Origin of the sequence: Paenibacillus sp. WLX2291, assembly GCF_046603665.1 — a bacterium.
In the GTDB taxonomy this organism is placed as follows: Bacteria; Bacillota; Bacilli; order Paenibacillales; family Paenibacillaceae; genus Saccharibacillus.
This window is the reverse complement of the sequence record NZ_CP176755.1, coordinates 124050-144019: the sequence shown is the minus strand read 5'-3', so window position 1 is coordinate 144019 and position 19970 is coordinate 124050. Positions and strand designations below refer to the sequence as shown.

Below are 19970 nucleotides of genomic sequence, written 5' to 3'. Positions count from 1 at the left end.
GATAAACCGTAAATCGTTCATTTACAAGTCAGCTACAGCCATTATCGGGCGCTGCTACTTATGAATCCTTACGCTAACTTTCATCACGAATCAATTCAAGCTTACGGATTCGTGCGACGTACCGCATCGGTATCCTGACGCACTTTATCACGCTGCGCTTTCTTTTCCCGATGACGTCCAGATAGCGAATACGGAATGCTGCCCAGCAGTACCCATGAATAGGAGAAGCGCCGGAACAGAAACTGTACAAACAATGTAGACACAACCAGCGCAATAATCAGCCCGGCATAGATCCATGCAAAATACGTAAGTGTACCCATCGAGAACCAATCCTGCGTCTCCCGATAAAAGGCAAGAATAAACGGATGCACCAGATACACAGCAAACGACACTTCACCCAAGCGGCGTAACACTGCCAGTATTCCTTTGGGTGCGATCCGGTTGAGGATAAATGCCGACTGGAACAATACGAGCGATGACAGCATCGTATACACATTCCAGAAGAACTCGTACCAGAGCGAATCCAGCCACTCGTTCGTCAAACGTGCGTCATACCAGATTTGTACATAGATCAATCCAGTCACGAGCCAGCTGATCCAGAGAACCGCTGTAACTAATCTTAACCCACCATTCATATCTTTCCAACTGGTCATCACCCATTTACGGAATGGTTGGAAATAAATCGCTACAAACGCCCCCATCATATAGTAGGCAAAATATGAGAAGGCAATACTGCCCTTACTTGCATAGTGAAGATCGTACTTGTTCCAGAGCACCCAGCCCCATTGCACGGCTAGCCCAATCACGAGTGCCCAGCGAGCCATCCAGCGCTGACTTTTCAGCAACCAGAGCATCAGCGGGAACAGAATGTAGAACTGTACGCTAATAAATACAAAATACAGATGCGTCCAAGCGGAACCGTGGAAAATCGCATCCACATAATCCATAATCAACGTCCCGATTGGTTCGTCAAACCGCTCACGCGTATACAGCTTATAAATGAAATACAATGCCGAGATCAGAATATACGGCAACAAAATGTACAGCATCCGCTTTTTATAAAAGCCTGTAATTAGCTTACTATTCAGCGGACGATCATAATAGTTGTAAAACAGTACAAAACTGCTCAGAAAAATAAAGGAAGGTGTCCCGTATTTAAACATCAAATTCAGAAAATTAAACACATAATAAATGGAAGTATTTACAGCCTCAATCGTCGCATTGGATGTAGAATGCACATGCAGTACGCCAATGATCGCCAGCGCCCGAAAAAAATCGAGCTGAGGCAGCCGCTCCTTCTTGAGTTGATTCAATGTTAAAGCATCCCCTTACATATAGAATGGTACAGCCAGATCAATACCTCTATGTTCCCAGGCTTGTCGTTCCTGTAGAGAGTTGATGCACAGTGTACCACGTCAATGCAGTACAGCATGCAGAGACAGCACAGGATCAGATCCATCCTCTGCTGTCGTCATGCTGCTTATTTCACTTCTGTCTATGTTCTGTTGATTTGTCTATGTCATTTTAGGAATGGATGGAAGAATCCGGATCATTGGACACATCAGCAACCGGTGAATGACCGGACAGCACCCGCAGTGGGTTTCCCCCGACAAAAGAGCCTGCCGCCACATCTTTATGTACGACCGATCCTGCTGCCACAATCGCACCATCCCCAATCGTAACACCCGGCAAAATCGTACAATTCGCGCCAATCATCACTTCGTCCCCGATCACTACATCGCCAAGGCGATATTCCTTGATCAGATACTCATGCGCTAGAATGGTCGTATTGTACCCAATCACTGAATTTCGCCCAATCTTGATACGTTCCGGAAAAAACACATCCACCATCACCATCAGTCCAAAAGCGGTATCCCTGCCGACTTCCATACGGAGCAGATGGCGATAGATCCAATTTTTCATTTCCAGCACCGGACAATACCGGGAGAGCTGGATAAACACAAAATTCCGTACTCCCTTAAACGGGCTGACCGTACGATAAATCTGGCGCAGCGCATTGCGCTTGCCGTCCACCGGATAATGCTCAGCTTTCTCATCGATCTACCGTATCGCCCAGCACCAGTTCATACAGATCACTCATTTGTTGCAAAATATACGTCGGTTTATATTTGGACAATTCCTCTTCGCCTTTGAGCGACCAAGCAACACCGGCTGAACGCACTCCTGCTGCTTCTGCTGATTTTAGATCGGCAGGGCTATCGCCTACCATCAACGTCGTTTCCGGCGAGGAGCCAAGCGCTTCCAGCGCCCGCTCAATCGGCTGCGCATGTGGCTTCGGATGCTCCACATCGTCCAGCGTAATAATGACCTGCATATACTGATCCAGCTCGAATAGCTTTAATACCTTTTCCGTCGTTGCCCGAATCTTTGTCGTTACTACACCCAGCTTCAGACCTTCCGCCTGCAAACGGGATAGTACGATATTCACTTCAGGAAATGGCGCGACCATCGCATCATGATGAATCGAGCTATATTCCCGATAAGCAGTCACCAGCGAAGTCACATCATCCTGACCGGAAAACGTACGCAGCTGCTGCTCCAGCGTTAAGCCCATATGCGGAATAATCTGCTCACGCGTCAGCGGCAATACATCCGGATGATTCATCACACTTATAAAAGAAGAGATAATCAATTCATTTGTATCCACAATCGTTCCATCCAGATCAAACAATACCGTATCAATCATATTTCATTACTCCTTCCGCTCGGAATGAGCCCTTTCCGGCTCATCCGCAGGTAGCGGCTTATGCGGTTCGCCTGCGGTTGGTGCAGCCGCTGTACCCGCGCGTGCTGCATCCGTGTCCGATGCAAATTCATGACCATGCTTGGTCGAGATAATCGGATCGCTATAGCGCGCGCTCGACATCCCCGTACGACGACGAATGATAATCAGCAGAATCGCCACGATAATCAGCACCAGCGATAATAGCTGGGAAATACGAATATTGCCATATCCCGGCTCAATCGCGCCCTGCTGGAATCCAAACAGCGTCATCGGTGACCACAATCCGTTAACAAACGATACGAGCCATGCCGGACCGTCAAATGTTAGACTATCCGTACGCAACGCCTCGATGAAGAAGCGACCAATGCCGTACCAGATAAAATAAGACATAAAGATCTCACCCGCGCGTACAAAAGGACGACGACGCAGCGTACATAACAGCAACACACCAACAATGTTCCATACCGACTCATACAGGAATGTCGGATGATGGTATATGCCGTTTACATTCATCTGATTCACAATAAAATCTGGCAAATGTAGATTACCACGCAGGAATGACTCATCGACTGGACCACCGTATGCTTCCTGATTGACAAAGTTCCCCCAGCGACCAATCAGCTGTCCAATCAATAACGAAGGTGCACAAATATCCGCAATCCGCCAGAAATTGTAGCCTTTGTAGCGCGTATAGATGACCGCACAGATGATCGCACCGATCAGCGCGCCATAGATCGCAATACCGCCATTCCAAATTTTAAAAACGTCTACAAAATTATTTTTGTAATCCGGCCAGCGAAAAGCCACATAATAGATACGCGCAGCGATAATCGCAGACGGCACTCCGAACAGCAGCAAGTCCATGAAAAACTCCTGTGGAATCCCGAACCGTTTGCCTTCACGAATCGCGAATAGCAGACCCATCAGCGCACCAAAGCCCAGAATCAGACCATACCAGTGCACTTCCAGCGATCCAATCGAAAAAGCAATCGGATTAATCAACAATGTCCCCATAACGTAACCTCTCCTTAATCCAGTTCGTCGAGATCTTCAGCAATCGTCTCGGTCAGCTTATGCGTGAATTGGAGAGCTGCATTGTAACCCATCCGCTTCAGACGGAAATTCATCGCCGCCACTTCAATAATAACCGCCAGATTTCGTCCCGGACGTACAGGGATCGTCACCAGAGGCACATCCGTATCGATGATTTTAGTCGTCTCTTCATCCAGACCGATGCGGTCATATTGTTTGTCCTGCTGCCAAGCTTCCAGACGAACAACGAGCGTAATCCGTTTATTGTTGCGGATCGCGCCTGCCCCGAACAGCGTCATCACGTTGATAATACCGACACCACGGATTTCCAGCAGGTGGCGGATCAATTCTGGAGCTGTACCGTGCAGCTGATTATCGGACGTTTGGCGAATCTCTACCGCATCATCCGCAATCAGACGATGTCCACGCTTCACCAGTTCCAGTGCAGTTTCACTTTTACCGATACCGCTGCTGCCTGTAATCAACATACCAACGCCATAAATGTCCACGAGTACGCCATGAATCGTTGCAGTCGGTGCCAATTTTTTCTCCAGGAAGTTGGTAATGCGACTGGAGAGAATCGTCGTGGCAAGATTGCTGCGCAGAACAGGAAGTCCATGCGCTTCACTGGCTTCCACCAGTTCCTCTGGAATCTCAAGTCCTCGTGTTACCACGATACAAGGAGTTTCTTCGTTACATAGCTTGCTCATACGTTCTGCTTTTTCCTCATGCGTCAGCATTTTGAAGAAAGCCAGTTCTGTGCGTCCAAGGATTTGTACACGCTCGGTTGGATAATACTCAAAATAACCCGCCATCTCCAGACCGGGACGGTTCAGATCATCTACGGTAATGTTTCGTTTTAAGCCAAGTCCCCCGGATACAACCTCAAGCTGGAACATCTGCACTAATTCCGAAACCTTTACATGTTTGGCCATTCTGTTCTTCCTTTCCCTGAGTAGGTCACTTGTCTTGTTAGGAGTGTATTTGTATTGTTGTACATATTGATGCCAATGTACCCATGGTAATGGAAAATGGCAACGAAATCAATCAGAGTGCCGGATTTCGGACGCTGAATGACATCATATTGTTCATTATGGCAACAGAATACCCCATACTAATCATAAATCCACATATGTCACTAATGCAGTAAGCAACCGCACACCGCTTACTCCATACCAGCTCACCTTACTCCATACCAGCTCACCTTACTCACCTTACTCCATACCAGCTCACCTTACTCCATACCAGCTCACCTTACTCCATACCAGCTCACCTTACTCCATACCAGCTCACCTTACTCCATACCAGCTCACCTTACTCCATACCAGCTCACCTTACTCCATACCAGCTCACCTTACTCCATACCAAAAAGACTGCCAGAACCTGATCGGTTCGGCAGTCTTTTTTTACTTACTATGATGAGGATTCACCCATTCGGCAAATCGCACATATTATACAGTTGCAGGCTCACTGTAGAACAGGTTATCTTCAGAAGCTGGATCGAAGATGTGTACTTTGTTCATATCGATTGCCATAGTTACTGTAGCATTATCGCGTGTAGTGGAACGACCATCAACACGAGCAATAACGGTGTCAGAGCTAATACCGCTCAGGTACAGTAACGTTTCGTGACCCAGGTTCTCGGAAACGTCAACTTTTGCAGTGAATACACTGTTCGGCGAAGCTTCCAGGAATACTGGCTCTTCGTGAATATCTTCTGGACGAACACCCAGAATTACTTCTTTGCCTGTATACCCTTGATCTTTCAGTACTTGTGCTTTACCGCCCGGAAGATTCAGTTCCAGACCAGCAGCAGAGAATACGGTACCACCATTTTTCTCAGACAGTGTACCACGGATAAAGTTCATAGTCGGGGAACCAATAAAGCCCGCTACGAACATGTTACGAGGATGGTTGTACAGTTCTTCCGGAGAAGCAGCCTGTTGAATGATACCATCTTTCATAACAACGATACGATCACCCATCGTCATTGCTTCGATCTGATCATGCGTTACGTAGATAACAGTCGTTTGCAGACGTTTTGCCAGTTTTGTGATTTCCGCACGCATCTGACCACGCAGTTTCGCATCCAAGTTGGACAGCGGCTCATCCATCAGGAAGACTTGTGGATCACGGACGATCGCACGACCGAGCGCGACACGCTGACGTTGACCACCGGACAGCGCTTTTGGCTTACGATCCAGCAAATGCTCAATATCCAGAATTTTCGCAGCTTCACGCACGCGTTTTTCGATTTCGTCTTTTTTCACCTTACGCAGTTTCAGACCAAACGCCATATTGGAGTATACATCCATATGTGGATACAAAGCGTAAGATTGGAATACCATCGCGATATCGCGGTCTTTTGGAGCTACATCATTCACGACGCGATCGCCAATGTACAGTTTACCTTCGGAGATTTCTTCCAAACCTGCGATCATACGCAGTGTTGTCGATTTACCACAACCGGAAGGACCAACCAGTACCAAAAACTCTTTATCTTTAATGTCCAGATTGACATCAACTACTGTTGCTTTATCGGAACCCGGATACTTTTTGAAAATATGCTCTAAGCGTACACCTGCCATAATAAAAAACCTCCCAAAATATAATGTGGTCTTTTTACAGTACTGTTATTCATTCCGCTCACAGCTTTATTGTCTATTATGTATAAGGAAGTCGACAACAAATGGGAGCGACTATCAAATGAAGATAAAAGCAGCAAAGATATCCCGGTTTACTAATTTCGTGGAATCAACTATATAAGTTTGCCTTCTACGTTGTCTCTATACATTCAGATCACAATTTGTTGTGATGACGTCTGTCTGCAACAACTTAACAAGAAGGTTCCCACAAAATGACTTATTGAACGTTATTTTGAAACCGGTTACTTTATCTGCTTCTATCTTACCCTAATCTGCTCGCCAGCTCTATCGACAAAACCTACAAAAAACATTTCAGCTTTTTGTCACTTTATACAATAGCAGTGTCAACCGCATCAATACCGCATCTTCAAAACGCCGTACATCCAGCTGCGTATCCTGTTTGATCTTGTCCAGTCGATACAATAACGTATTCCGATGAATATACAATTGCTTGGCAGTCTCACTCACATTGCAATCCATTTTGAAAAATGTCTCTAGTGTCGTTACTGTCTCCTCATCACCAAACAAATGCGAGTGGTGATCTGCTGATTCCACAAACCGCTGCCGTTCTTCTTCTGGAATACGATACAGCAGACTCTCCAACCGTAACTCCCCTGGCAAATGAATATGCTCAGTTACCTGAAACAATCTTCCGAGATGAATCGCCTCTCGAAGCTGTGCCACCGTCTGCGCCAATCCATGAAGCGGATTTAGTGGCAGCGTCACGCTAATATGAAAACTTCCAACCCATTCGCTCGCTACCAACTCATACAATCCAAGCGCAAATGCAGTCAGCAAATCTTCCTCTGTATCCTCATTTTCGTCTCCAATATCACGTCCATCTTCTTCATCCTCTATCAATTCATGCTTTGCCAGCACCAACCACTCATTATCTTGCAATGGAATCAATAGCATATCCCGATCAAAATAACTGGATACTAGCTTCTCCAATTGCTTAACATTCAACGTGCCTATCTGCAAACTCTCGGCAAGCAACAGAAAAGGAACCATAACAGAATTCAGCCGTTCCTTGATCACATATTCATCTGGAATCTCCATCGACGAATTACGCAAACTAAGTTGCCTCACCAACCACTGTCCCAATTCACGCGCCTGTTGATTGATCCTTCCCCTGCACAACAGGAGATAACGCCATCGGCTGCAACCCCATTACTGAAGGCAACAAAAGCTCAAGCAGCTGGTAAATACGCTTTATTTCGTCCGAAGCATTCATGTTAGCAGTATCTGTACTTACTACAATACCTTCTGAACCCGCATCATCTGCTACAGCACTATGATGATCTGTTACTACTTCCCATACAACTACTTCACCAGCCTGACGCAACACTGGAATCATCAATGGTAACTCAGTTTGTTCCATATCAATCCCTACAAAAGAACGCTCCCTCTTATCCCACTCTCTTTCATTAAAACGGTGCTCTCCAATACGCAACCCAGTAATCTGCTCAATCCGTTGCCGTAGTTCATTTACATCCATAACGTAAATTCCCTTCTATCCGCAAATTCCACGACTCGCTTTATATTTTTAGCCATCTTATTTCAATAATCTCAAACAATTTATAGTTCTATCTGTAATTTTATTTGTAATTCCACTTGTTGTAGTTTCATCATCTGTAGTTCTATCCTTGATTCTAGCATTCTGTGATTCTATCATTGTAACTTGTTGCTTTATCTCATCCTCATCTTCTCATATGCAGATCATGTAAACAGCAATCACAACTCATCAGAATTCATTTCATATCAAAATTGATAGTTTTCTACATTATAATAGGTAAAAATACAGAAACCAAAGTTCCATTCTAACAATCATCTTTACCATTGGATAAAATAATTCTCTGGCTACATATCATCTTATTGCGATACGCATAGAACAACTTATCTTGTTATCTAATATCTATAATACAAACCTATAACATAAAAAATAATATAAAAACAAAAAAGCATCCTACCAACAAGGTAAGATGCTTTCTTTTAGATGAGCCATGAAGGACTCGAACCTTCGACACCCTGATTAAAAGTCAGGTGCTCTACCAACTGAGCTAATGGCTCTTATAAAAAAACTGGTGGAGGCTGATGGATTCGAACCACCGAACTCGGAGAGAACAGATTTACAGTCTGCTGCGTTTGGCCACTTCGCTAAGCCTCCACAATAAAAGATGGCTCGGGACGGAATCGAACCGCCGACACGAGGATTTTCAGTCCTCTGCTCTACCGACTGAGCTACCGAGCCATACTGTATATTAAGTTAATATACTGTATAGCCATTTCATCGTACTAAATCAAAAATGGCGGAACCGACGGGATTTGAACCCGCGATCTCCTGCGTGACAGGCAGGCATGTTAACCCCTACACCACGGTTCCAGAGAAAAAAATGGTGCCGGCGAGAGGATTTGAACCCCCGACCTACTGATTACAAGTCAGTTGCTCTACCAACTGAGCTACACCGGCACATTATGGTGGAGACTGAGGGGATCGAACCCCCGACCCTCTGCTTGTAAGGCAGATGCTCTCCCAGCTGAGCTAAGTCTCCAGGATATGTATGGTAGCGGCGGAGGGGATCGAACCCCCGACCTCACGGGTATGAACCGTACGCTCTAGCCAGCTGAGCTACACCGCCACGATATTAAAGAACAAATATTTGCCCTAAAATTCTGAATAAACTCAAAATTCTAGTGGCGGAGAGAGAGGGATTCGAACCCTCGCACCGCTTACGCAGTCTAACCCCTTAGCAGAGGGTCCCCTTATAGCCACTTGGGTATCTCTCCAAGAAAATTTTCAAAGTTAATCACCTGAAAACTGAATCCGAAACGATTCATCGCGTGTCTAGAATCTTGGATAAGCCCTCGACCGATTAGTATTGGTCAGCTCCATGCATTGCTGCACTTCCACCCCCAACCTATCAACCTCGTCGTCTTCAAGGGGTCTTACTAAACTTGGGAAATCTCATCTTGAGGGGGGCTTCACGCTTAGATGCTTTCAGCGCTTATCCCGTCCGCACGTAGCTACCCAGCGATGCTCCTGGCGGAACAACTGGTACACCAGCGGTGCGTCCATCCCGGTCCTCTCGTACTAAGGACAGCTCCTCTCAAATTTCCTACGCCCACGACAGATAGGGACCGAACTGTCTCACGACGTTCTGAACCCAGCTCGCGTACCGCTTTAATGGGCGAACAGCCCAACCCTTGGGACCTACTTCAGCCCCAGGATGCGATGAGCCGACATCGAGGTGCCAAACCTCCCCGTCGATGTGGACTCTTGGGGGAGATAAGCCTGTTATCCCCAGGGTAGCTTTTATCCGTTGAGCGATGGCCCTTCCATGCGGTACCACCGGATCACTAAGCCCGACTTTCGTCCCTGCTCGACGTGTAGGTCTCGCAGTCAAGCTCCCTTTTGCCTTTGCACTCTTCGAATGATTTCCAACCATTCTGAGGGAACCTTAGGGCGCCTCCGTTACATTTTAGGAGGCGACCGCCCCAGTCAAACTGCCCACCTGACACGGTCCCCGTACCGGATCACGGTACTAGGTTAGAACTCAGATGCGATCAGGGTGGTATCCCAACGGCGCCTCCAAGGAAGCTTGCGCTCCCTCTTCCTAGGCTCCCACCTATCCTGTACAAATCGCACCCCAGTTCAATATCAAGCTGCAGTAAAGCTCCATGGGGTCTTTCCGTCTTGTCGCGGGTAACCTGCATCTTCACAGGTATTAAAATTTCACCGGATCTCTCGTTGAGACAGCGCCCAAATCGTTACGCCATTCGTGCGGGTCAGAATTTACCTGACAAGGAATTTCGCTACCTTAGGACCGTTATAGTTACGGCCGCCGTTTACTGGGGCTTCGGTTCATAGCTTCGCCCGAAGACTAACCACTCCCCTTAACCTTCCAGCACCGGGCAGGCGTCAGCCCGTATACTTCGCCTTGCGGCTTCGCACAGACCTGTGTTTTTGCTAAACAGTCGCTTGGGCCTTTTCACTGCGGCCCCCTCGTGCTATTCACACTACCGGGGCACCCCTTCTCCCGAAGTTACGGGGTCATTTTGCCGAGTTCCTTAACGAGAGTTCTTCCGCGCGCCTTAGAATTCTCTTCTCACCTACCTGTGTCGGTTTGCGGTACGGGCACCTGCTTCCTGGCTAGAGGCTTTTCTTGGCAGTGTGAGATCATGACCTTCGCTACTATATATTTCGCTCCCCATCACAGCTTGACCTTGGAGTGTGCGGATTTTACCTACACACAAGTCTCACTGCTTAGACAGGCATCCATCAGCCTGCGTCACTACCCTCCTGCGTCACCCCGTTGCTCATAGCGGCTTTCGGTGGTACAGGAATTTCAACCTGTTGTCCGTCGACTACGCCTTTCGGCCTCGCCTTAGGTCCCGACTTACCCTGAGAGGACGAGCCTTCCTCAGGAACCCTTAGGTTTTCGGCGGATCAGATTCTCACTGATCTTTTCGTTACTCATACCGGCATTCTCACTTGAATGATGTCCAGCGCTCCTTGCGGTACACCTTCAATCCTCATTCAACGCTCCCCTACCCCTGATACGAATGTATCAAGCCATAGCTTCGGTGGTGTGTTTAGCCCCGTTACATTTTCGGCGCAGAGTCACACTCGACCAGTGAGCTATTACGCACTCTTTCAATGGTGGCTGCTTCTAAGCCAACATCCTGGTTGTCTGGGCAACTCCACATCCTTTCCCACTTAACACACACTTCGGGACCTTAGCTGATGGTCTGGGCTGTTTCCCTTTCGACAATGGACCTTAGCACCCACTGTCTGACTCCCGGAATAAAGTCTGCGGCATTCGGAGTTTGACTGAACTTGGTAACCCTTGCGGGCCCCGCATCCAATCAGTGCTCTACCTCCGCGACTCATCTTCCGAGGCTAGCCCTAAAGCTATTTCGGGGAGAACCAGCTATCTCCGGGTTCGATTGGAATTTCTCCGCTACCCCCACCTCATCCCCGCACTTTTCAACGTGCGTGGGTTCGGACCTCCAGTACGTGTTACCGTACCTTCATCCTGGACAGGGGTAGATCACCCGGTTTCGGGTCTACGTCCACGTACTACAGTCGCCCTATTCAGACTCGCTTTCGCTGCGGCTCCGGCTTCTCACACCTTAACCTTGCACGGGAACGTAACTCGCCGGTTCATTCTACAAAAGGCACGCCATCACCCCTAAAACGGGCTCTGACTTGTTGTAAGCACACGGTTTCAGGTTCTATTTCACTCCCCTTCCGGGGTCCTTTTCACCTTTCCCTCACGGTACTGCTTCACTATCGGTCGCTAGGGAGTATTTAGCCTTACCAGATGGTCCTGGCAGATTCATACGGGGTTTCACGTGCCCCGCACTACTCGGGATCCGTCTCGGAGGGAACACACTTTCAACTACAGGGCTTTCACCTTCTACGGCGGGCCGTTCCAGACCTCTTCATCTACCATATTCCTTTGTCACTCCAAAGAGACGTCCCACAACCCCAAGAAGCAAGCTTCTTGGTTTAGGCTGTTCCGCGTTCGCTCGCCGCTACTGACGGAATCACTCTTGTTTTCTCTTCCTGAGGGTACTTAGATGTTTCAGTTCCCCTCGTCTGCCTCTGCACATCCTATGTATTCAGATGTGAGTCACTGGAGATGAATCCAGTGAGGTTTCCCCATTCGGACATCCCCGGATCAAAGCTTGCTTACAGCTCCCCGAGGCCTTATCGTTGTTCGCCACGTCCTTCGTCGGCTCCTAGCGCCTAGGCATCCACCGTGTGCTCTTACTAGCTTAACCTAGTTGGTGGTCTTCTTATCAAAAGAAGAACCTATTCATTACTCTTCGTTACCGATCCTGTTTGCACAGTGTTCAGTAAGAACAGTCTTCTAAAACGCGATGTTTCGTTTCGGTATCCAGTTTTCAAGGATCAACTTGTCAAAATAATATTGGTGGAGCCAAGCGGGATCGAACCGCTGACCTCCTGCTTGCAAGGCAGGCGCTCTCCCAGCTGAGCTATGGCCCCATATCGGGTATGAAATAAAAAATGGTGGGCCCTGGTGGACTCGAACCACCGACCTCACCCTTATCAGAGGTGCGCTCTAACCAACTGAGCTAAGGGCCCACAATAAAAATGATGAAGATGCATCGCTTGGCAGCGTCCTACTCTCCCAGGACCCTGCGGTCCAAGTACCATCGGCGCTGGAGGGCTTAACGGTCGTGTTCGGGATGGGTACGTGTGGAACCCCTCCGCCATCACCACCAAACGATGACGCGATCTACATCGAGAGATTAACCTCTCAAAACTGAACAACGAAGTGAGTATCGATCACAATTGTGACCCGCGTCGATTGCTCAACGACTTCAATTTGAATGTCTTCGTTGCAGAAGACGATTCTCCATAGAAAGGAGGTGATCCAGCCGCACCTTCCGATACGGCTACCTTGTTACGACTTCACCCCAATCATCTACCCCACCTTCGGCGGCTGGCTCCTTGCGGTTACCCCACCGACTTCGGGTGTTGCAAACTCTCGTGGTGTGACGGGCGGTGTGTACAAGACCCGGGAACGTATTCACCGCGGCATGCTGATCCGCGATTACTAGCAATTCCGACTTCATGCAGGCGAGTTGCAGCCTGCAATCCGAACTGAGACCGGCTTTTTAGGATTCGCTCCACCTCGCGGCTTCGCCTCCCGTTGTACCGGCCATTGTAGTACGTGTGTAGCCCAGGTCATAAGGGGCATGATGATTTGACGTCATCCCCACCTTCCTCCGGTTTGTCACCGGCAGTCTGCTTAGAGTGCCCACCATGATGTGCTGGCAACTAAGCATAAGGGTTGCGCTCGTTGCGGGACTTAACCCAACATCTCACGACACGAGCTGACGACAACCATGCACCACCTGTCTGGAATGTTCCGAAGAAAAGGTACATCTCTGTACCGGTCATTCCGATGTCAAGACCTGGTAAGGTTCTTCGCGTTGCTTCGAATTAAACCACATACTCCACTGCTTGTGCGGGTCCCCGTCAATTCCTTTGAGTTTCAGTCTTGCGACCGTACTCCCCAGGCGGAATGCTTAATGTGTTAACTTCGGCACCAAGGGTATCGAAACCCCTAACACCTAGCATTCATCGTTTACGGCGTGGACTACCAGGGTATCTAATCCTGTTTGCTCCCCACGCTTTCGCGCCTCAGCGTCAGTTACAGCCCAGAGAGTCGCCTTCGCCACTGGTGTTCCTCCACATCTCTACGCATTTCACCGCTACACGTGGAATTCCACTCTCCTCTTCTGCACTCAAGTCACCCAGTTTCCGATGCGACCCGAAGTTGAGCTTCGGGATTAAACACCAGACTTACATGACCGCCTGCGCGCGCTTTACGCCCAATAATTCCGGACAACGCTTGCCCCCTACGTATTACCGCGGCTGCTGGCACGTAGTTAGCCGGGGCTTTCTTCTCAGGTACCGTCACTTCTCTAGCAGTTACTCTAGAAAACGTTCTTCCCTGGCAACAGAGCTTTACGATCCGAAAACCTTCATCACTCACGCGGCGTTGCTCCGTCAGGCTTTCGCCCATTGCGGAAGATTCCCTACTGCTGCCTCCCGTAGGAGTCTGGGCCGTGTCTCAGTCCCAGTGTGGCCGATCACCCTCTCAGGTCGGCTACGCATCGTCGCCTTGGTGAGCCGTTACCCCACCAACTAGCTAATGCGCCGCAGGCCCATCCTTCAGTGACAGATTGCTCCGTCTTTCGTTCGTCGTCCATGCGGACATCGAACGTATCCGGTATTAGCTACCGTTTCCGGTAGTTATCCCAGGCTAAAGGGCAGGTTGCCTACGTGTTACTCACCCGTCCGCCGCTAAATCTCAAAGAAGCAAGCTTCTCATCGATTCCGCTCGACTTGCATGTATTAGGCACGCCGCCAGCGTTCGTCCTGAGCCAGGATCAAACTCTCCATAAAAGTGTTTGACTTGCTCATTTCTTGCTGGCGAGAACATTGCTGTTCTCTATTGTTTGAAGAACCTAAGTTCTTCACTCACTCGTTGTTCAGTTTTCAAAGATCAAGCTCTTTCGTGTGCCGCGATGTCTCTCGCAGCAACTTTTATATCTTATCACGTTTTGTTTCTTTCGTCAAGCACTTTTTTAAGGAGTTTTTCTCGTTTCAAGTGATTAACTTGGAAATCTATGATGTTCCTTACATCATTATCACTCGTTCGTGACAACTTTTATAATATATCATGGAACGTTTTTGTCGTCAACACTTTTTTCAAGATTATATTGAAGATGAAAAGGCGACAACGTTCACTGCTCATTTTAGCAGCGACCGTTGCTAAATATAGCATGGAGAATAATGCCAAGTCAACAACTTTTATATGTATCGTTTCTGCTGTTATGATACTAATCCTATAGAAGACTGACTGTATTATGGGTTGGATTCTTGTTATAGTTCCACGCTTGTATTGCTCTCTGTGATTCTGTACATGTATCTATAGAATTGGAGCCAAGTTAGAACAATATGTATGGTGAAAGTATCTCTAAAGCATCTCTATGGTAAAGTGATCATTTTACGATTTTGTGGTTGGGCCTTTTGTAATGTAATAGTTTTGCGGATTGGCTGATGCGGTTCCTGTGTAGCATAATTTATTTGCGCTTACTTGGTGAAGTCTACTGGGGGGGTTGGTGCGATGTTTGGTATTATAGTTCATACGAGATTGGGATCGTAACCGCAATAAAAATAGTCTGCACGGATTACATGCAGACTATTTTATAAAAGAAGCTTAGATTATAACTGTTCTGTAATATGTCACTGCCTTAGATTACATTGTAGTTCGTGCTTAGATTACATCACAATTCGCGCTTAGCGAACATTATAATTCGCGGCGACCTTCCAATGCTTTGGAGAGGGTAACTTCGTCCGCATATTCCAGATCGCCGCCGACAGGCAGCCCGTGGGCAATACGTGTAACTCTCAAGTTAAACGGTTTGACCAATCTGGAAATGTACATGGCGGTTGCTTCGCCCTCAATATTCGGGTTGGTTGCCAGAATTAACTCCTGTACGCGCTCATCACTGAGGCGATTCAGCAGTTCTTTTAATTTGATTTCTTCCGGTCCGATACCTTCGATCGGAGAAATCGCGCCATGCAGCACATGATAATAGCCGCTAAATTCCCTTGTTCGTTCCATTGCCACTAGATCCTTCGGCTCCTGCACGACACAGATGACCGAAGCATCACGAGTTTTGTCCTGACAAATCTGGCAAGGGTCGGAATCGGTAATATTACCACAGACCGAACAGTAGTGAAGATTGCGTTTCACATTCACCAGAGCTTTGGCAAAATCAATCACGTCATCTTCTTTCATACGTAGCACGTGAAATGCCAGTCGCCCTGCTGTTTTCGGTCCAATTCCCGGCAGGTGTGTAAAAGCATCAATCAACTTGGCAATCGGTTCGGGATAATACAATACAGCGATCTCCTTTGAGACCGGTCATCTTGGCGAATGCCGATCTGTTATTTTAGAACAGGCCTGGAATCTTCATTCCGCCTGTAAATTTGCCCATATCCTGGTTCGCGAGTTCTTCGGCTTTGGTCATTGCATCGTTAACGGCTGCCATGATCAGATCTTGCAGCATTTCAACATCGTCTGGATCTACTGCTTCTGGTTTGATATTGATTGCCAGTACTTTTTTGTGACCGTTGACTTCAACAGATACAACACCGCCGCCAGATGTACCTTCAACGGTTTTGTCGCCCAGTTCTTCCTGCGCTTTCAGCATTTGTTCCTGCATTTTTTTTACCTGTTTCATCATCTGGTTCATGTTACCCATTACGATCATCTCCTCAATGTTATTTGGTTGTAGTGTATGATTATTCTTTGATTACCACAAGTTCTTCGCCAAACAGCTGGATTGCTTCATCGATCAGAGCGTCACCCTGTTCTTCTTCATGTTCCAGCTTCAATTCTTCGCCAGGCTGCTCGCTTGTTCCTTCAATCGCATCCATCCAATCTTTTTGCATCATCGTAATGAGACGGTACGAACCTCCCAATACTTCCTGCAATACGGATTCGATTACTTCGCGGTTTGCCGCTTTTTCGATCGTCTCGCGGTGCATGTCATGCTTGAAGGCAACCAGAATGGCGTCTTCATGAATGGATACTGGCTCACAGTTAACAAACCACGCATGAATGGTTACTTTCACTTCTTTTACGCGCTGTAGCACTTTGCTCCATGAGCCAGAGACTTTGGTAAAGTTCTCATGGCTGCGGTTCGCCACATAATGATTCATTTGCGACGGGATTTTGGCAGCGGAAGAAATACGGGGCGTTGGGGCACGGCGTCCAGCATTGGCTGCTGCACCTCCACCGGCATCTCCACTGCCAACACCAGCTTTGATCGCCTTTTCCAATTTCTGTTCCAGTGCAGCCAGTTGTTGTTTGAGCTGTCGGATCTCGCCAGCGTCTGCTGGAGAGGTGGAAGCAGGCGAAGAGGATGTCCCAACTGCTGCCGCACTACTGGAATCAGCAATGCCGCTCAATTTGAGCAGTGCTACTTCGAACAGCATTTGTGGCTGGGTTGCATACTTCATCTCGGTCTGATAGTGGTTCAGCGTATCAATGATCGCAAACAATTGCTCCCGACTGAATGCCGATGCCGTTTCGCGGAAGTTATCCGGATTCAACATACGTTCCGTCAAATCAGCCGCTTGCGGAATCATCTTGATCATAAGCACATCACGGAAATAGTAAAGTAGATTCTCCATACACTTGTCAGCGCTTTTGCCTGCTTGCATAAAAGACTCTACAATCTGCAATACTTGTCCAACATCCCCCTGCTGCAAAGCAGTAGCTAGTTCAGCAAACTGCTCAGAAGCGATACCTCCGGTCATTTGTAGTACCTGAGGATAGGTGATCTTGCCTTCCGTATAAGCAGATACCTGATCCAGTATGCTCAATGCGTCACGCATCCCACCATCGGACAATCGAGCGATATATTCGAGCGCATCCTGATCCGCTTCCAAACCTTCCTGACCCGCAATGAGTTGCAGTCGCTGCGTCTGTTCTTGAAGCGATACACGCCGAAAATCAAAACGCTGACAGCGTGAAATGATCGTTGCCGGTAAGCGATGCGGCTCGGTTGTTGCCAGTATAAAGACCACATGCCCCGGCGGCTCTTCCAGCGTTTTCAGCAGCGCATTGAACGCTTCCGTCGTGAGCATGTGGACTTCGTCAATAATGTATACTTTACGCCGTACTTCAGTAGGCGCATATTTTACCTTTTCCCGCAAATCACGGATCTCTTCTACGCCTCGGTTGGATGCAGCGTCGATCTCCAACACGTCCATAATATTGCCCGACGTGATCCGTTTGCAAGTTTCACACTCATTACAAGGTTCAACAGAAGGGCCTTTTTCACAGTTGATCGCCTTTGCCAGTATTTTGGCAGCTGACGTTTTCCCTGTTCCTCTTGGTCCATTAAACAGGTACGCATGTGATATACGCTCTTCCCGAATGGCATTTTGCAGTGTCTGAATGATATGCTGCTGTCCTACCATGTCCTGAAACGACTGCGGCCGCCAAGCACGATAAAGTGCGATATGTTCCACTTGCTTACCTTCCTTTCGCTATGGATTGCTTTATTCCGGCTGGATTTCTACCGGATTCATGTTGTCTGAAAATGTAGGTCAAAAGCAAATATCCTACCTTCAATTATACTATAAATCCACCATCAACAAAACCAGCAACGACTTATTTTACATACAAAAAACACCTGTTGCTACATGCAAAAGGTGTTTTGAATAAGCTGTATTATATACCGTGCACCTGTCTTCGATAATTGCGATCCAAACGGTTCTTCTGAGCAACAGCTCGGGATAGGCGCTCCCTCGGCACAAGAACGAAACTGCTTATGGCTGCTTCCTTCCGGACCTGACCAGATTCACAGGTGTCCCTTGCGAAGGACCCATCCGTCAACACTGCGCTCAGATACCTGCCTCACATCGACAATACCTATGACAGGAATTCAATCTCGCTATAGCGGATTGCGAGTTACAGGGCACCGCTACCTCCCCATCTAGCACGGCATTACATTATTATACTTTACGCAACTTCACTTTGCAACCGGTATCTGAATCGTACAGCTGTGATTGGAAAATCAGTTGGTGGTAGCCGATGTTGCTGTGGAGCGAGTCGTACGGCGACCGTTGTTATTGGAGCTACTACTGGAACCGGTAGATGATTTTTTGTTAGAGTTGTTGCCTGATCCATTGCTGCGGTTATCTTCTGTCGTATCGAAGGAAGCGAGGAATTCCTCGTTTGTTTTGGAATTGCGCAGCTTTTTGAGGAAGCCTTCAACAAAGTCAGGCGTTTCGTTCATATTTTTGCGAATATGCCAGATAGTATCCAGCTCTTCTTTTGCTAGCAAATCTTCTTCGCGACGTGTACCGGAGCGGCGAATATCGATTGCCGGGAAAATACGACGCTCGGACAATTTGCGATCCAGATGCAGTTCCATATTACCTGTTCCTTTGAACTCTTCATAAATGATATCGTCCATCCTTGAACCGGTATCGATCAATGCAGTCGCCAGAATAGTCAGACTTCCGCCCTCTTCCACATTACGTGCCGAACCGAAAAAGCGCTTCGGACGATGGAACGCTGCGGGATCAATACCACCACTGAGTGTGCGCCCAGATGGCGGGATTACGAGATTATAAGCGCGCGCAAGACGGGTGATGCTATCCAGCAGGATAACGACGTCTTTTTTGTGCTCAACTAGACGTAGTGCACGTTCCAGTACAAGTTCCGCTACTTTGATATGATTTTCCGGCAATTCGTCAAATGTGGAAGCAATCACTTCGCCTTTGACGGAGCGCTGCATATCGGTTACTTCTTCCGGGCGTTCGTCGATCAACAGCACAAACAGGTCAATTTCCGGGTTGTTTGTCGAAATGCTGTTAGCAATTTCTTTGAGTAACAGGGTTTTACCTGCTTTGGGAGGTGCTACGATCAGACCGCGCTGTCCCAATCCGACAGGAGCCAATACATCCATAATCCGAGTAGATAGTTTGTTGGGAGCTGTTTCCAGTACGAGTTTCTTTTGTGGATAGAGGGGTGTAAGAGCTGGGAAGTGCAGTCGTTCTGCCGCCTGTTCCGGGCTAGTGCCGTTCACTGCATTGACCTGAAGCAAACCGAAGTAACGTTCGTTCTCTTTGGGTGCTCTGCATTTGCCGGATACAAGATCGCCGGTACGCAGATCGAATTTGCGAATCTGGGATGCGGAAATGTAAATATCTTCAGCGCTAGGCAGGTAGTTGATCGGGCGAAGGAAGCCGTAGCCTTCTGGTAAAATCTCCAGTACGCCGTGCATAAACATCAGTCCGCTCTTCTCTGCTTGTGCACGCAAAATAGCAAAAATAAGCTCTTTTTTCTTGAGCTGTCCATAATAAGGAATCTGGTATTGTTTCGCTAACTTGTATAGATCCGTTAGCTTCATTTCTTCCAGATCAGCAATTTGTAAATCCATAAAATAACCACCTATTCAATTTTAGTCGGTATATTAAA

Annotated in this window: 12 protein-coding genes, 10 tRNA genes, 3 rRNA genes and 1 other RNA gene; all 26 read right to left on the bottom strand. The window is 47.7% G+C overall.

Annotation, left to right across the window (positions count from 1 at the left end):
* Nucleotides 1–101 precede the first annotated feature (101 nt).
* Nucleotides 102–1313 carry an acyltransferase gene (locus ACDE64_RS00625; RefSeq protein ID WP_411348646.1) on the bottom strand — a complete coding sequence of 404 codons (1212 nt, stop codon included), beginning with the start codon at nt 1311–1313 and terminating at the stop codon, nt 102–104.
* A gap of 211 nt (nt 1314–1524) precedes the next feature.
* On the bottom strand, nt 1525–2034 hold the full coding sequence (locus tag ACDE64_RS00620) for an acyltransferase (protein WP_411348645.1): 510 nt from the start codon (nt 2032–2034) through the stop codon (nt 1525–1527).
* 19 nt (nt 2035–2053) lie between these two features.
* The gene (gene ppaX / locus ACDE64_RS00615; RefSeq protein WP_411348644.1) at nt 2054–2707 is read right to left on the bottom strand and encodes a pyrophosphatase PpaX; all 654 of its coding nucleotides are present in this window, start codon (nt 2705–2707) and stop codon (nt 2054–2056) included.
* A 6-nt stretch (nt 2708–2713) separates the two neighbouring features.
* On the bottom strand, nt 2714–3760 hold the full coding sequence (gene lgt, locus ACDE64_RS00610; RefSeq protein ID WP_411348643.1) for a prolipoprotein diacylglyceryl transferase: 1047 nt from the start codon (nt 3758–3760) through the stop codon (nt 2714–2716).
* Between the two features lie 14 nt (nt 3761–3774).
* On the bottom strand, nt 3775–4713 hold the full coding sequence (hprK, locus tag ACDE64_RS00605; protein WP_411344632.1) for an HPr(Ser) kinase/phosphatase: 939 nt from the start codon (nt 4711–4713) through the stop codon (nt 3775–3777).
* 516 nt (nt 4714–5229) lie between these two features.
* Entirely contained in the window at nt 5230–6366 is a 1137-nt protein-coding gene (locus ACDE64_RS00600; protein WP_411344631.1) for an ABC transporter ATP-binding protein, read from the bottom strand.
* A gap of 369 nt (nt 6367–6735) precedes the next feature.
* A complete protein-coding gene (locus tag ACDE64_RS00595) occupies nt 6736–7512 on the bottom strand; it encodes a PucR family transcriptional regulator (RefSeq protein ID WP_411348642.1) in 777 nt (258 codons plus the stop codon).
* Nucleotides 7513–7528: 16 nt separating this feature from the next.
* Nucleotides 7529–7921, bottom strand: a complete 393-nt coding sequence (locus ACDE64_RS00590; protein WP_411348641.1) for a hypothetical protein — start codon at nt 7919–7921, stop codon at nt 7529–7531.
* Nucleotides 7922–8420: 499 nt separating this feature from the next.
* Nucleotides 8421–8493: transfer RNA gene (locus tag ACDE64_RS00585), tRNA-Lys, on the bottom strand.
* 12 nt (nt 8494–8505) lie between these two features.
* A tRNA-Tyr gene (locus ACDE64_RS00580) sits at nt 8506–8590 on the bottom strand.
* 11 nt (nt 8591–8601) lie between these two features.
* Nucleotides 8602–8674, bottom strand: a tRNA-Phe gene (locus ACDE64_RS00575).
* 56 nt (nt 8675–8730) lie between these two features.
* Nucleotides 8731–8806, bottom strand: a tRNA-Asp gene (locus tag ACDE64_RS00570).
* Between the two features lie 11 nt (nt 8807–8817).
* Nucleotides 8818–8893 (bottom strand) — tRNA-Thr (locus ACDE64_RS00565).
* A 6-nt stretch (nt 8894–8899) separates the two neighbouring features.
* Nucleotides 8900–8975, bottom strand: a tRNA-Val gene (locus tag ACDE64_RS00560).
* A gap of 10 nt (nt 8976–8985) precedes the next feature.
* Nucleotides 8986–9062: transfer RNA gene (locus ACDE64_RS00555), tRNA-Met, on the bottom strand.
* Between the two features lie 56 nt (nt 9063–9118).
* Nucleotides 9119–9210, bottom strand: a tRNA-Ser gene (locus ACDE64_RS00550).
* Between the two features lie 66 nt (nt 9211–9276).
* Nucleotides 9277–12210: ribosomal RNA gene (locus ACDE64_RS00545) — 23S ribosomal RNA — on the bottom strand.
* A gap of 150 nt (nt 12211–12360) precedes the next feature.
* Nucleotides 12361–12436, bottom strand: a tRNA-Ala gene (locus ACDE64_RS00540).
* Between the two features lie 22 nt (nt 12437–12458).
* Nucleotides 12459–12535 (bottom strand) — tRNA-Ile (locus tag ACDE64_RS00535).
* Nucleotides 12536–12560: 25 nt separating this feature from the next.
* Nucleotides 12561–12677: ribosomal RNA gene (gene rrf / locus ACDE64_RS00530) — 5S ribosomal RNA — on the bottom strand.
* Between the two features lie 138 nt (nt 12678–12815).
* Nucleotides 12816–14368, bottom strand: a 16S ribosomal RNA gene (locus tag ACDE64_RS00525).
* Together the 16S, 23S and 5S rRNA genes with 10 tRNA genes alongside form the textbook arrangement of a ribosomal RNA operon.
* A gap of 907 nt (nt 14369–15275) precedes the next feature.
* Nucleotides 15276–15872, bottom strand: a complete 597-nt coding sequence (recR, locus tag ACDE64_RS00520; protein ID WP_411344629.1) for a recombination mediator RecR — start codon at nt 15870–15872, stop codon at nt 15276–15278.
* Between the two features lie 52 nt (nt 15873–15924).
* Nucleotides 15925–16236 carry a YbaB/EbfC family nucleoid-associated protein gene (locus ACDE64_RS00515; protein ID WP_411344628.1) on the bottom strand — a complete coding sequence of 104 codons (312 nt, stop codon included), beginning with the start codon at nt 16234–16236 and terminating at the stop codon, nt 15925–15927.
* 40 nt (nt 16237–16276) lie between these two features.
* Nucleotides 16277–18013: a DNA polymerase III subunit gamma/tau gene (gene dnaX / locus ACDE64_RS00510; protein WP_411348640.1), complete on the bottom strand. Its 1737-nt coding sequence runs from the start codon at nt 18011–18013 to the stop codon at nt 16277–16279.
* 209 nt (nt 18014–18222) lie between these two features.
* Nucleotides 18223–18489: signal recognition particle sRNA large type (gene ffs, locus ACDE64_RS00505), an RNA gene on the bottom strand.
* Between the two features lie 72 nt (nt 18490–18561).
* Nucleotides 18562–19932, bottom strand: coding sequence for a transcription termination factor Rho (gene rho, locus ACDE64_RS00500; RefSeq protein WP_411344626.1), 1371 nt, complete (start codon nt 19930–19932; stop codon nt 18562–18564).
* Between the last annotated feature and the right edge of the window lie 38 nt (nt 19933–19970).

Excerpts from the sequence above, each read along its gene's own strand:
- ppaX (WP_411348644.1), bottom strand. The coding sequence starts at position 2,707 with ATGATTGATACGGTATTGTTTGATCTGGATGGAACGATTGTGGATACA.
- lgt (WP_411348643.1), bottom strand. The coding sequence starts at position 3,760 with ATGGGGACATTGTTGATTAATCCGATTGCTTTTTCGATTGGATCGCTG.
- hprK (WP_411344632.1), bottom strand. The coding sequence starts at position 4,713 with ATGGCCAAACATGTAAAGGTTTCGGAATTAGTGCAGATGTTCCAGCTT.
- ACDE64_RS00600 (WP_411344631.1), bottom strand. The coding sequence starts at position 6,366 with ATGGCAGGTGTACGCTTAGAGCATATTTTCAAAAAGTATCCGGGTTCC.
- ACDE64_RS00590 (WP_411348641.1), bottom strand. The coding sequence starts at position 7,921 with ATGGATGTAAATGAACTACGGCAACGGATTGAGCAGATTACTGGGTTG.
- ACDE64_RS00515 (WP_411344628.1), bottom strand. The coding sequence starts at position 16,236 with ATGGGTAACATGAACCAGATGATGAAACAGGTAAAAAAAATGCAGGAA.
- rho (WP_411344626.1), bottom strand. The coding sequence starts at position 19,932 with ATGGATTTACAAATTGCTGATCTGGAAGAAATGAAGCTAACGGATCTA.